General features: G+C 51.1%; 12 protein-coding genes. 8 read left to right on the forward strand and 4 right to left on the reverse strand.

From position 1 onward, the window contains the following. Positions 1-14: 14 nt before the first annotated feature. The gene (gene serB, locus ABVM99_RS19940) at positions 15-902 is read right to left on the reverse strand and encodes a phosphoserine phosphatase SerB (protein WP_052938289.1); all 888 of its coding nucleotides are present in this window, start codon (positions 900-902) and stop codon (positions 15-17) included. 216 nt (positions 903-1118) lie between these two features. On the opposite strand from serB, the gene ABVM99_RS19945 reads away from it, so the two are divergent. Further along, positions 1119-2486 carry an L-serine ammonia-lyase gene (locus ABVM99_RS19945; RefSeq protein ID WP_023195332.1) on the forward strand — a complete coding sequence of 456 codons (1368 nt, stop codon included), beginning with the start codon at positions 1119-1121 and terminating at the stop codon, positions 2484-2486. A 4-nt stretch (positions 2487-2490) separates the two neighbouring features. Beyond that, complete coding sequence (locus ABVM99_RS19950) at positions 2491-2880, forward strand: helix-turn-helix domain-containing protein (protein ID WP_000876817.1); 390 nt, start codon at positions 2491-2493, stop codon at positions 2878-2880. On the opposite strand, the gene fghA is transcribed toward ABVM99_RS19950, so the two are convergent. Then, positions 2869-3726 (reverse strand): S-formylglutathione hydrolase, encoded by an 858-nt coding sequence (fghA, locus tag ABVM99_RS19955; RefSeq protein ID WP_000425488.1) that lies wholly within the window; start codon positions 3724-3726, stop codon positions 2869-2871. The two genes, ABVM99_RS19950 and fghA, sit on opposite strands and share 12 nt — an antisense overlap. 329 nt (positions 3727-4055) lie before the next feature. On the opposite strand from fghA, the gene folE reads away from it, so the two are divergent. From folE to mglC, 6 genes are all read left to right on the forward strand, one after another. Then, positions 4056-4724: a GTP cyclohydrolase I FolE gene (folE, locus tag ABVM99_RS19960; protein WP_001139611.1), complete on the forward strand. Its 669-nt coding sequence runs from the start codon at positions 4056-4058 to the stop codon at positions 4722-4724. Positions 4725-4738: 14 nt separating this feature from the next. Next, positions 4739-5881: a DUF418 domain-containing protein YeiB gene (gene yeiB / locus ABVM99_RS19965; RefSeq protein ID WP_023195331.1), complete on the forward strand. Its 1143-nt coding sequence runs from the start codon at positions 4739-4741 to the stop codon at positions 5879-5881. A 149-nt stretch (positions 5882-6030) separates the two neighbouring features. Then, complete coding sequence (gene galS / locus ABVM99_RS19970; RefSeq protein ID WP_000628634.1) at positions 6031-7053, forward strand: HTH-type transcriptional regulator GalS; 1023 nt, start codon at positions 6031-6033, stop codon at positions 7051-7053. A gap of 498 nt (positions 7054-7551) precedes the next feature. Further along, a complete protein-coding gene (mglB, locus tag ABVM99_RS19975; protein WP_023195330.1) occupies positions 7552-8550 on the forward strand; it encodes a galactose/glucose ABC transporter substrate-binding protein MglB in 999 nt (332 codons plus the stop codon). Between the two features lie 133 nt (positions 8551-8683). Continuing rightward, positions 8684-10204, forward strand: a complete 1521-nt coding sequence (mglA, locus tag ABVM99_RS19980) for a galactose/methyl galactoside ABC transporter ATP-binding protein MglA (RefSeq protein ID WP_023195329.1) — start codon at positions 8684-8686, stop codon at positions 10202-10204. A gap of 15 nt (positions 10205-10219) precedes the next feature. After that, positions 10220-11230, forward strand: coding sequence for a galactose/methyl galactoside ABC transporter permease MglC (gene mglC / locus ABVM99_RS19985; RefSeq protein ID WP_001275101.1), 1011 nt, complete (start codon positions 10220-10222; stop codon positions 11228-11230). 74 nt (positions 11231-11304) lie between these two features. On the opposite strand, the gene preA is transcribed toward mglC, so the two are convergent. Both preA and ABVM99_RS19995 read right to left on the reverse strand, forming a co-directional pair. Then, positions 11305-12540 carry an NAD-dependent dihydropyrimidine dehydrogenase subunit PreA gene (gene preA, locus ABVM99_RS19990; RefSeq protein WP_000956095.1) on the reverse strand — a complete coding sequence of 412 codons (1236 nt, stop codon included), beginning with the start codon at positions 12538-12540 and terminating at the stop codon, positions 11305-11307. Further along, the gene (locus tag ABVM99_RS19995) at positions 12534-13775 is read right to left on the reverse strand and encodes an NAD(P)-dependent oxidoreductase (RefSeq protein WP_023194838.1); all 1242 of its coding nucleotides are present in this window, start codon (positions 13773-13775) and stop codon (positions 12534-12536) included. The genes preA and ABVM99_RS19995 overlap by 7 nt, the downstream gene beginning before the upstream one ends. Positions 13776-13843 lie beyond the last annotated feature (68 nt).

Consider the following 13843-nt stretch of genomic DNA (forward strand, 5'->3'; position numbering starts at 1 on the left):
CGAGGTGAGTCGCGTTATAATTCATCTTCAATAAGAAAAAGAAGCAATTCGAAACCGTGATAATTAATCTGATGGTGGATTTTTTCCCGTACAACCGGCTTCGCTTTCCAGGCAATACCGGTGCCAGCATGTTCTAACATCGGCAGATCGTTGGCGCCATCACCGCAGGCAATAATATTCCCCGTGGCAATATTTAACCGGGCAGCCAGGTCAACCAGCGTCTGTTTTTTGTTTGCGGCGTTCATAATCGGCAAGGTAATGTTATCCGTCAGAACGTTATCGCGTATTTCAACCGTATTCGAAAAGGCATAATCCAGTTGATACCGTTCTTTTAGACGCTGGGTGAATATATCCAGTCCCCCGGAGATAATCGCGGTTTTAAATCCTTTGGCCTTGATGACTGGCAGAATAGTTAACAGGCCTGGCGAAAGGGTCATGCGATCGCATACGGCGTTCAGCACTGCTTTCGGTGTGCCTTTCAACATTCCGATACGTCGGGTAAAACTGGCGTTAAAATCAAGCTTGCCCTCCATCGCCTGTTGGGTAATGGCGGTGATTTGCGTCGACATGCCAAGCTCGCGGGCAATTTCATCCACGCCTTCTTCCGCAATAAATGTCGAGTCCATATCAAACGCGATAATACCGTTAGCAGGCAGTGGCTGCGGCTTAATAAAAAAATCAAACTGCCATTGCAATGAGAGTTCGCGTAAATAGCGATAAAATTCAGGCGTCAGACATTCCGCTGGCAGCGTAAGCTTTAAATAAGCGGTATTGATAAGCGCGGCATAACGTTTATCAAATAATAGCGGAAATGGCATGGTGACGGCATTAAATAACGTTTCCTGTAATTTTTTCTGAAACGTATCGATATCCTGTGTAGTAATAAAATAAATAATGTTCATATGATAACTCCCTTAATTTACGGGTATTATAATGACTCTTTTGCGGCGTGGAATCTTGTGCTATCACAGATATCACAGCCAGAAAAGGGCTAAAAAAGCGTTGTTTTTGATACCAGGTAAAGTTCAGACACAAAAGGTATCACTTTTGATATGCCAACTGTGCGAGGATGTTATTTATTACTGAACGCGAATGACACTGAAAGGATTGATATAACGATGGAGAGTTGCCTTGATATATTCAAAATAGTAATAGGTCCATCCAGCTCACGTACCGTAGGGCCGATGCGCGCCGCCTGTCACTTTATTTCATTGCTCAGAGAACAAGAGACGTTGCCGCTAATTCGGGAAATTGAAATCGAGCTGTATGGCGCGTTATCGTTAAGCCGCAAGTGCCACAATGTGGATACCGCCCTTTATCTTGGGCTGCTGGGTTACCAGCCGGAGAATGTCGATCTCCGTTCGCATATGGCGGTGATTAAGCGTGCGGAAAATGAAAACAAAATCGAACTCCCGCTCTCCGACGAGGGCGGAATCACGATAAAAGTCAAGATTATCGCCAATCACCAGGCGCATCCAGGCCATCCTTATGCCATGACGTTTCGCGCCAGGGATGATTATTTTACGGTGTATGAAGAGACCTGGTTTTCGACCGGCGCCGGACAAGTTCGCAAACATGGCGAGCCGCTGACGCCATCGCTTCCTTTGCGTACAGTGTCGCCCTTTGAATTTAGTCATGCCGCGCAGTTGCTGGCGCTGTGCCGACGTAATGGCCTGTCCGTGGCGGCGCTGATGATGAAAAATGAGCTGTGCCGCCACTCGCCACAGACGTTGCAGAATTATCTGGCGCAAATATGGGACGTGATGCAGCAGGCGGTTTATCGCGGCCTGCATACTGAGGGGGTATTACCCGGTCCCTATCAGGTACCGCGGCGCGCCTGTGCGTTACATAAGACGTTACAGGCTAACCGCTCCGCCAGCGATTTTTTCACCGCGCTGAACTGGGTCAATGCCTTCGCGATTGCGGTAAGCGAAGAAAATGCCAGCGGCGGACAGATTGTTACCGCGCCAACTAATGGCGCGTGCGGCATCATTCCGGCAGCGCTCTGCTGGTATGATAAATTTGTCACGCCGCTGGAGCCCGGTGCTCTGACCCGTTTCTTCCTGACCGCCGCCGCTATCGCGATGTTGTTTAAACAAAACGCCTCTATTCTGGGATCTGAAGTTGGCTGTCAGGGGGAAGTCGGCGTGGCGTGCTCAATGGCGGCGGCGGGCCTGGCTGAACTGATGGGCGCATCCGTGGAGCAAACGCTGAGCGCCGCTGAAATTGCCATGGAACATCATCTGGGATTGACCTGCGATCCGCTGGGCGGGCAGGTACAAATTCCCTGTATAGAGAGAAATGCCATCTCTGCCGTGAAAGCGATAAACGCGGCGACGATGGCGATGAGTCGCGTAAGCGAACCCTGTATTTCGCTCGATGAGATCATTGCTGCGATGTACGAGACCGGTAAAGACATGAGCGCTAAATACCGTGAAACGTATCATGGTTCGCTGGGGAAAATTCAGCCGCGCAAGAGAGGGTAACAGCGTGAAATACAATACGATGAATAACGACGAGATTATCCTGTCGTTGTGCGCCCGCTTAAAGGAGACGCGTCTGTCTCTTTCGATGACCCAGCAGCAGCTTGCCGATCGCGCGCACGTTGGTATTGCCACCATCAAGCGTATCGAGAAGGGGGGAGGGCTCAATCTTGATACGTTAATTTCTCTCCTGCGGGCGCTGGATAAGTTGCATAATCTTGATGCGGTGCTGTTTGAATCCGAGCTGCGTAATTTTCACGAAAGTTATGAAGGCGGAGAGGGCAGCGGCCGCCTTCAGGTACGCCAGCAGGCCGCGGATTTAAATAATAAATCTTCCGCGCCGCAGTCGGAGGAGGTGAACTACAGCGCGGCGCTGGAAAATTCATTATGTTGGTGACGTCTCACGCTCGTCCCGTAAATACCGGGCATGAAAGCGCAGATGGTCCTCGATGAAGGACGCAATAAAATAATAGCTATGATCGTAGCCAGGCTGGATTCGTAGCGTCATCGGCCAGGCGGTTTGCCGCGCGGCTTCCGCCAGTACGGCGGGCTGAAGCTGATCGGCGAGGAATTGATCGCTGTCGCCCTGATCGATGAGCACAGGAATGGCGTCCTGCGGCTGGCTGGCCAGCATTAATTCGCAGCTATCCCACTCAGTCCAGGCTGATTCATCTTCGCCGAGATAAGCGGTAAGCGCTTTGATTCCCCACGGCACGCGGCTGGGGTTGACGATAGGCGCAAAAGCAGAGACGCTGGTGTATTTGCCCGGATTTTTCAGCGCCATGATTAATGCGCCGTGGCCGCCCATCGAGTGCCCGCTGATGGCGCAACGGTCGCTGACGTTAAACTGTGTCTGGATAAGCGCCGGAAGCTCATCGCGCAGGTAATCGTACATGCGATAATGGCTGGCCCAGGGCGGCTGTGTGGCATTGAGATAAAACCCGGCGCCGTGGCCTAAATCGTATCCGCTATCGTCGGCGACTTGTTCACCGCGTGGACTGGTATCCGGCATCACCAATACAATGCCCAGTTCTGCTGCGATACGCTGCGCGCCTGCTTTGGTGGTAAAATTCTCATCATTGCAGGTCAACCCGGACAACCAGTACAGTACCGGAGGCGGTTCATTATCCTGAGTCGGCGGAAGAAAAATGCTGAATGTCATGGCGCAGTTTAGCGTGGCGGCATGATGACGCCAGCGCTGCTGCCAGCCGCCAAAACATCGGTGCTCTTCGAGCATTTCCATGCGGGGGCTCCTTTTATGGTGAACCTGATAAGGTATGCAGATTCTTCATAATACAGATTATTCACCGCGTTGTGAGTAACTTTCACTTCCGTAATACATAAACATGCTTCATCATTTAAATAACGTTGCGTTAACAAATATGCCCTTTGTCCTGCCATCATTCTCGCACCGGAAAAGATGTCATGAAAGGCAGCGACAATTTCAACAATTATGGGCGTGAATACTGGATTATGTGCGCTACCTCACGCACAATAATCACACTGTCACAATATTGACAAACTTTGCCCCATGCAGGGCAGAGGCGCCACACCTGCAGGAGAACACGATTAATGCCATCACTCAGTAAAGAAGCGGCCCTGGTTCATGACGCGCTGGTTGCCCGGGGGCTGGAAACGCCGCTGCGCCCGCCTATGGATGAACTGGATAATGAAACGCGAAAAAGTCTTATCGCAGGGCATATGACTGAGATTATGCAGTTGCTGAATCTCGATTTGAGCGATGACAGTCTGATGGAAACGCCGCATCGTATCGCTAAGATGTACGTTGACGAGATTTTCGCCGGCCTCGACTATGCCAATTTCCCGAAAATTACCCTCATTGAAAATAAAATGAAGGTGGATGAAATGGTCACCGTCCGCGATATCACGCTGACCAGCACCTGTGAACATCACTTCGTGACCATTGATGGCAAAGCGACCGTCGCGTATATCCCCAAAGATTCCGTGATCGGCCTGTCGAAAATTAACCGCATCGTGCAATTCTTCGCCCAGCGTCCGCAGGTTCAGGAACGTTTGACCCAACAAATTCTGACGGCGCTGCAAACCTTGCTCGGCACCAATAATGTAGCGGTATCGATTGATGCGGTGCATTACTGCGTGAAAGCGCGCGGTATTCGTGACGCAACCAGCGCCACGACGACGACGTCGCTGGGCGGATTGTTTAAGTCCAGCCAGAATACGCGCCAGGAGTTTCTGCGTGCCGTTCGCCATCATCCATGATTAAGGCGGAGACGATGGAGCGTAATGTCACGCTGGATTTTGTACGTGGCGTCGCTATCCTCGGTATCCTGCTTCTTAACATTAGCGCCTTTGGATTGCCGAAGGCGGCTTATCTCAATCCCGCCTGGTACGGCGCGATCGTTCCCGAAGACGTCTGGTCCTGGGCGATTCTCGATATTGTGGCGCAGGCTAAGTTTCTTACGCTGTTCGCGTTGTTGTTTGGCGCGGGGCTACAAATGCTGCTTCCGCGTGGTAAACAGTGGATTCAGTCGCGCTTGACGCTATTGGTACTGTTAGGTTTTATCCATGCGTTATTCTTTTGGGACGGCGACATTCTGCTGGCCTACGGTCTGGTCGGGTTAATTTGCTGGCGACTGGTACGCGACGCGCCTTCGGTAAAAAGCCTGTTCAATACCGGCATACTCCTTTATCTGGTCGGGATTGGCGTGCTACTGCTGCTGGGCGTGGTATCGAGTAGCGAAACCAGCCGCGCCTGGACGCCGGATGCGTCGGCAATATTGTATGAAAAATACTGGAAGCTGAATGGCGGCATGGAGGCTATCAGCAACCGGGCAGAGATGCTGTCGAATAGTTTACTGGCGCTCGGCGCGCAGTATGGCTGGCAACTGGCGGGTATGATGCTGCTGGGCGCCGCGCTAATGCGTAGCGGCTGGCTGAAAGGTCAGTACAGTCTGCGGCACTATCGCCGTACCGGGGTTCTGCTGGTGGCGTTAGGGCTAATGATCAACCTGCCTGCGGTCATTTTACAATGGCGGCTGGACTGGGCGTACCGCTGGTGCGCCTTCTTATTGCAGGCGCCGCGCGAACTGAGCGCGCCGTTGCAAACGCTGGGCTATGCCGCGCTGATGTTTGGCTTCTGGCCGCAGCTTAGCCGATGCAGACTGACGCTCGCCATTGCCTGCGTAGGGCGAATGGCGCTGACCAATTATCTGCTGCAGACGATCATCTGTACCACACTGTTTTATCAGTTTGGCTTATTTATGAAATTCAATCGACTGGAACTCTTGTTCTTTGTCGTTCCGGTATGGGCAATAAACCTTCTCTTTTCCGTCATCTGGCTACGTTTCTGGCGACAGGGACCGGTCGAGTGGTTATGGCGTCAACTCACGTTGCGCGCGTCAGGATCGCTCAGATAACGATCTGGATCACATTCATTAACAAAATGGCTGTAACCGTTTCCATCCCTGTGATGTTTCTCACGCAGCCCTGGGCAGGGTGCTGACAAAATAGCCGCCTGCTAACGGGGCATTTGTGAGCATTTTTGAACTCAAACAGGGCAGTGAATATGATCACCATTCGTGATGTAGCGCGCCAGGCTGGCGTGTCTGTAGCGACCGTTTCCCGCGTACTGAATAACAGCGCGTTGGTCAGTCCCGACACCCGTGACGCCGTTATGCAGGCCGTCACCCTGCTGGGGTATCGGCCAAATGCGAATGCGCAAGCGCTGGCCACTCAGGTGAGCGATACCATCGGCGTCGTGGTCATGGATGTTTCCGATGCCTTTTTCGGCGCTCTGGTGAAAGCCGTAGATCTGGTCGCGCAGCAGCACCAGAAATATGTTCTCATTGGCAACAGTTATCATGAGGCGGAAAAAGAGCGCCATGCGATTGAAGTCTTGATCCGTCAGCGTTGTAACGCATTGATTGTTCACTCAAAAGCCTTAACCGATCGCGAGCTGAGCGACTTTATGGATCAGATCCCCGGTATGGTGCTGATTAACCGTATCGTGCCGGGTTATGCGCATCGTTGTGTCTGTCTCGACAATGTGAGCGGCGCCAGAATGGCGACCCGAATGTTGCTGAATAATGGACATCAACGCATCGGCTACCTGGCCTCCAGCCACCGTATTGAAGATGACGCGATGCGCAGAGAAGGGTGGTTACACGCGCTGCAAGAGCAGGGGGTTGCTGCGTCGGAGAGCTGGATTGGCACCGGCACGCCGGATATGCAGGGCGGCGAGTCGGCAATGGTTGAGTTGCTGGGACGCAATCTGCAGCTGACGGCGGTATTTGCCTATAACGATAACATGGCGGCGGGCGCGCTGACGGCGTTAAAAGATAACGGCATCGCCATTCCCTTGCATCTGTCTGTCATCGGTTTCGACGATATCCCTATTGCTCGTTATACCGATCCTCAGTTGACTACCGTGCGCTATCCTATTGCTTCTATGGCGAAAATCGCGACCGAGCTGGCGTTACAGGGGGCCGCAGGCACGCTGGATATCACGGCGACGCACTGCTTTATGCCGACCCTGGTACGGCGCCATTCGGTGGCGTGGCGACAGAATGCGGTACTGATCACTAACTGATTACGCCCCGCATGTAACCGTTTTCAATCTGTGAGTAAATTCACAGTTTATTAACATTGTGATAGCTATGATGACAACGTTTGTCGCACTGTAACTAATGTGTAACAGTTAGTTGTCAGTTTTGCTGGGGTATTTCGCTTATAAAAACCGTTATCACAATATCCCGCGACTACCGGACAAAAATAAAGAGTTGAATAAGAGCTTATCCCATTAGGGCTATTTTACTTGCCATTTTGGACCTGGGCAGTGCTCGCCAAAACGCGTTAGCGTTTTGAACGCCGCTAGCGGCGGCCCGAAGGGCGAGCGTAGCGAGTCAAACCTCACGTACTACGTGTACGCTCCGGTTTTTGCGCGCTGTCCGTGTCCAAACTGGCTGCGCCAATAACGCCTGGTGGGATAGGCTCTAAATACGCTTCGGCGTTCAGTAACACGCGTTAACGTGCTGAACAGCCGGGCATTTTTTTACGCTATACCCTACATAATAAAACCGGAGCTACCATGAATAAGAAGGTACTGACCCTTTCTGCCGTGATGGCAAGTCTGTTATTCGGCGCGCACGCGCACGCGGCTGATACTCGTATTGGCGTGACGATTTATAAATATGACGATAACTTTATGTCCGTGGTGCGTAAGGCTATTGAAAAAGATGGCAAATCCGCGCCGGATGTTCAGCTACTGATGAATGACTCGCAAAACGATCAATCCAAACAGAATGATCAAATTGACGTTTTATTGGCGAAAGGGGTTAAAGCTCTGGCGATTAACCTGGTCGACCCGGCAGCCGCCGGTACGGTGATTGAGAAAGCGCGCGGGCAAAATGTGCCGGTGGTGTTCTTTAACAAAGAGCCTTCCCGCAAAGCGCTGGACAGCTATGACAAGGCGTATTATGTCGGGACTGACTCTAAAGAATCCGGCGTGATTCAGGGCGACTTGATTGCCAAACACTGGCAGGCGAATCAGGGTTGGGATCTGAATAAAGACGGTAAAATTCAGTATGTTCTGCTGAAAGGCGAGCCGGGGCACCCGGATGCTGAAGCCCGTACGACGTATGTGGTGAAAGAGTTAAATGATAAAGGTATTCAGACCGAGCAACTGGCGTTAGACACCGCTATGTGGGATACCGCGCAGGCAAAAGATAAGATGGATGCTTGGCTGTCTGGCCCGAACGCTAACAAGATTGAAGCGGTTATCGCGAATAACGATGCGATGGCGATGGGCGCGGTAGAGGCGCTGAAAGCGCATAATAAATCGTCGATTCCGGTCTTTGGCGTCGATGCGTTACCGGAAGCCCTGGCGCTGGTGAAATCGGGCGCGATGGCCGGTACGGTACTGAATGACGCCAACAATCAGGCGAAAGCGACATTCGATCTGGCGAAAAACCTCGCCGAAGGCAAGGGCGCGGCTGACGGCACCAGCTGGAAGATTGAGAACAAAATCGTGCGCGTGCCTTATGTCGGCGTGGACAAAGACAATCTGAGCGAATTTACCCAAAAATAACTTTTCCGTCTGTGGGCGCAATTTTGTTGCGCCCTGAAACCGTGGAAGGGTGACGCGCCGCAGACCGGATAACGTATTTCTTTTGCCATCCGGCGCGGATAGTCATAATTAAAAAGGCCGACAGGGTATCATTATGGGCAGCACGATTTCTCCGCCGTCGGGTGAATATTTGTTGGAAATGCGTGGCATTAACAAATCATTTCCCGGCGTGAAAGCGCTTGATAATGTCAACTTAAACGTTCGTCCGCACTCTATTCATGCATTAATGGGCGAAAACGGCGCAGGCAAATCAACATTATTAAAATGTCTTTTCGGTATTTACCAAAAAGATTCCGGCAGCATTGTATTTCAGGGAAAAGAAGTGGACTTCCATTCGGCGAAAGAAGCGCTGGAGAATGGGATTTCGATGGTACATCAGGAGTTAAATCTGGTATTGCAACGTTCGGTCATGGATAACATGTGGTTGGGACGTTATCCCACCAAAGGTATGTTTGTCGACCAGGATAAAATGTACCAGGATACCAAAGCGATATTTGATGAACTGGATATCGATATTGACCCACGCGCGCGCGTAGGAACGTTATCCGTTTCGCAAATGCAGATGATCGAAATTGCGAAGGCGTTTTCCTATAACGCTAAGATCGTTATTATGGATGAACCGACCTCATCGTTAACTGAGAAAGAGGTTAATCATCTGTTCACCATTATTCGCAAGCTGAAAGAACGCGGCTGCGGTATTGTTTATATCTCGCATAAAATGGAAGAAATTTTTCAATTGTGCGATGAAATTACTATTTTGCGCGACGGTCAGTGGATTGCCACCCAGCCGCTGGAAGGGCTGGATATGGATAAGATCATTGCGATGATGGTCGGGCGTTCCCTGAACCAGCGCTTTCCGGATAAAGAAAATAAGCCGGGCGACGTGATTCTGGAGGTTCGTCACCTGACCTCGCTGTGCCAGCCTTCCATTCGCGATGTCTCCTTTGATTTGCACAAGGGCGAAATTCTGGGCATTGCCGGTCTGGTTGGGGCAAAGCGTACCGATATCGTCGAAACGCTGTTTGGCATTCGTGAGAAGTCGTCCGGGACAATCACTTTACATGGCAAGAAAATTAATAATCACACTGCGAACGAAGCGATTAACCACGGTTTTGCGCTGGTGACGGAAGAGCGTCGTTCCACCGGAATTTATGCCTATCTGGATATCGGATTTAACTCATTAATTTCGAATATCCGTAATTATAAAAATAAAGTGGGGTTACTGGATAATTCCCGGATGAAAAGCGACACCCAATGGGTCATTGATTCCATGCGGGTAAAAACGCCGGGGCATCGCACGCAAATTGGTTCACTTTCCGGCGGCAATCAGCAAAAGGTGATCATTGGTCGCTGGCTATTAACGCAGCCGGAAATATTAATGCTGGACGAACCGACCCGCGGCATTGATGTCGGCGCAAAATTTGAAATTTATCAGCTTATTGCGGAACTGGCGAAAAAAGGCAAGGGGATCATCATTATCTCTTCTGAAATGCCGGAGCTGTTAGGGATTACCGATCGTATCCTGGTGATGAGTAACGGTCTCGTTTCCGGCATTGTCGATACTAAAACAACAACGCAAAACGAAATTTTGCGTCTTGCTTCTTTGCACCTTTAAGATCAGGGGCTCCTTATGAGTGCGTTAAACAAGAAAAGCTTTTTGACATGGCTGAAAGAGGGCGGAATTTACGTCGTTCTTTTAGTGTTGCTGGCGATTATTATTTTCCAGGACCCGACTTTTTTAAGTTTGCTGAATTTAAGTAATATTCTGACGCAATCTTCGGTACGTATTATTATCGCGCTGGGCGTGGCGGGACTCATCGTCACCCAGGGGACAGACCTGTCGGCGGGGCGTCAGGTAGGGCTGGCGGCGGTTGTGGCGGCAACATTACTGCAATCAATGGAAAACGCCAACAAAGTGTTTCCGGAAATGGCGACCATGCCGATTGCGCTGGTCATCCTGATTGTCTGCGCGATTGGCGCGGTGATTGGCCTGGTGAACGGCATCATCATTGCTTACCTGAATGTGACGCCGTTTATTACCACGCTTGGCACGATGATTATCGTTTATGGGATCAACTCTCTTTACTATGACTTTGTCGGCGCTTCGCCCATTTCCGGCTTTGACAGCGGCTTTTCCACCTTTGCGCAGGGCTTTGTGGCGATGGGCAGTTTCCGGCTCTCATACATCACCTTTTACGCTCTGATTGCGGTAGCGTTTGTCTGGGTGCTGTGGAATAAAACCCGCTTTGGTAAAAACATTTTTGCTATTGGCGGCAACCCGGAAGCGGCGAAAGTTTCTGGCGTAAACGTGGCGCTGAACCTGCTGATGATTTATGCGCTCTCCGGCGTGTTTTATGCCTTCGGCGGCTTACTGGAAGCAGGGCGTATTGGTTCTGCCACCAACAACCTCGGCTTTATGTATGAACTGGATGCGATTGCCGCGTGCGTGGTCGGGGGCGTATCGTTTAGCGGCGGAGTGGGGACGGTCTTCGGCGTGGTGACCGGCGTCATTATCTTTACCGTCATCAACTATGGCCTGACCTATATCGGGGTAAACCCGTACTGGCAGTACATTATCAAAGGCGGCATTATCATTTTCGCCGTGGCGCTGGACTCGCTGAAATACGCGCGTAAGAAGTAGTTATCCAGACCTATTACTTTGCTTATCAGATAACCCGGCGCAGCGAAACTGCGCGCCGGGCTTCATACCGCGAGCTACAGCGTTAACGCGTGCTCTTTTTCGCCTTTTTTAAATTTGACCTCGCCTAAATCAATACAGGCGACCGGGCAGACATGACCGCACAGCAGACAACCGACGCATTTTTCCGTATTGCAATGCGGCGTGCGGCTGTGTTCATCCCACTCCATCGCCTGATGACCGCCGTCATAGCAGGAGATATAGCAACGTCCGCAGCCGACGCATTTCTCCTGATTAATTCGCGGATAGACGATATAGCTGCGATCCAGGTCTTCCGCCGGGATAATATTGCCATTCGCCAGCCCGATCATCTCCTGTAATGAGGCAAATCCCTGATCGGCCAGATAGTGGCTGAGGCCGCTCGCCATATCTTCTACAATGCGGTAACCGTATTGCATAATGCCTGTCGTCACCTGTAGGGTCGCCGCGCCCAGCAGCAGAAATTCGGCAGCGTCTTCCCAGGTTTCAATGCCGCCGATACCGCTAATCGGGAAATCGCGCAGTTCAGGGTGCATTCGCAACTGCTGGATAAAACGCAGCGCAATGGGTTTCACCGCTTTTCCTGAATAACCGGAGATGCTGGATTTACCGTTAACCACCGGCATCCCGATTTTGCGGTTCAGGTCGATGTTAGTAATGGATTTCACGGTGTTGATGGTGGCGATACCGTCGGCTCCGCCGCGTTTGGCGGCCAGCGCGACTTCGCACATATCGCCAATATTCGGCGTCATTTTCGCCAGCATTGGCAAAGATGAACCGCGTTTTACGGCGCGGCAGTATTTTTCAACCAGTTCCGGGCTTTGCCCTACATCGCTTCCCATGGCGTGCGAGGTCATCTGCGGGCAAGAGAAGTTACACTCAATCATATCCGCGCCGGCTTCTTCAACCAGACGCGCCAGTTCCTGCCACTGCTGCTCATTTTCCCCCATGATGGAAGCAATCAGCACCTTATCCGGATAATCCTGTTTTAGCCGTCGAATGGCGGCCAGATTCTCTTCCAGCGGATGTTCAGCAATTTGCTCCATGTTTTTGAAACCAATAAAACCGGTATCTTCTTTCGTCAGGTGATCAAAACGTGGAGAGACTTCGTTGGCAATAAAAAAACCAATGGTTTTAAAAACGATCCCGCCCCAGCCGGTATCATAGGCTTTGGCGCACATCTCATAACAATTGCCTACCGGAGAAGAAGAAAGACAAAACGGATTGGGAAACTTAACGCCGCAAAAGGTAACAGACAAATCTTTTGTTAACATGAGCAGGCCTCCTCTAAATAATGATGAATAGCCTGAGCGGCTTCTTTTCCGGTTTTTACCGCATAAACGACGGTCTTATCGCCTTTAACAATATCGCCAGCGGCAAAGATCGCCGGGTCGTCGGTTTGATAATTGTGCGTGTCGATAATATTATGCTGCGCTTTTATCTCCGCAAAGGCATCCAGTCGCGCGTGCTGCCCCACGGCCAGAATAATATTTTCCGCTTCCAGCGTCAGTTCTCCTGAGTGGCGTACATGGTGGAAGGTCACTTTATTTCCGCTGACGGCGACAGGCGTAAAGCCATCAATAATTGATACGCCTAATGCCTGCGTGCTGGTAAATTCTTTTTCGCTGGCGGGGAATTCGGCTAATTCTTCCCGCGCCACGCAGGTGACGGAAGGGCAGCCGAGAATTTTTAACGTACTGGCGACATCCATCGCTACGTCGCCGCCGCCAATAATTAATGCGCTACGCGGAACGCTAATATCGCCGTCGGCCTGACGGGCGCGCTGTAAAAAATCAATGGCAATCTCTACGTGACTGGCTTGCTCAAATAACGGTAAATCAGAGCCACAGGACATCCCGACGGTCATCAGCACGGCGCGATATTCGGCTTTGAGTTGCGCAAGCGATAGCGACCCGCCCACGTCACAATTACATTTAATATTGACGCCCATTTCTACAATGCGGGCAATTTCCTGATCGAGTACGTTTTGCGGCAGACGAAATGCCGGGATGCCGTGACGCAGCCATCCGCCGGGCTGCGGCTGTTTTTCGTAAATGGTGACGTCATAGCCTAAATGCGTGAGCGTCACGCTTGCCTGCAAACCTGCCGGACCCGCGCCAATAATCGCGACTTTCCCGCGTGTTTTACTCCCGGGCTGATAAATCTGCATGGCAGTCTGCTGTTCAAAATCGGTAATAAAACGTTGCAGGCGTGCAATATCAATAGGTTTATCTATTCCGGAACGTGTACATCCGCTCTGGCATAATTTTTCCGTCGGACAGACTCTGGCGCAGACGGCGCCAAGCGCATTATTTTCCCGGATAGTTTCCGCTGCGCCTTTAAAATTGCGAAAGTAAATAGAACGAATAAATTTCCCCGGATCGGTTTGCGCCGGGCAAGCCTGACTACAGGGCGCATCGTGACATAATAAACAACGGGAAGCCTCTTTTATTGCCAGTAATGGCGTAAAACCAGGCGTGAGTTCATCCAGATAATTTTGTTGCGGCATATAATCTTCCTTAATGCTTGAATAAATTAAGGCGAAACGCAAATAACGCGTTTTAATGATCCAAAATC

The sequence above is a fragment of the Salmonella sp. SJTUF15591 genome (assembly GCF_043356435.1).
Taxonomy (GTDB): Bacteria; Pseudomonadota; Gammaproteobacteria; order Enterobacterales; family Enterobacteriaceae; genus Salmonella; species Salmonella enterica.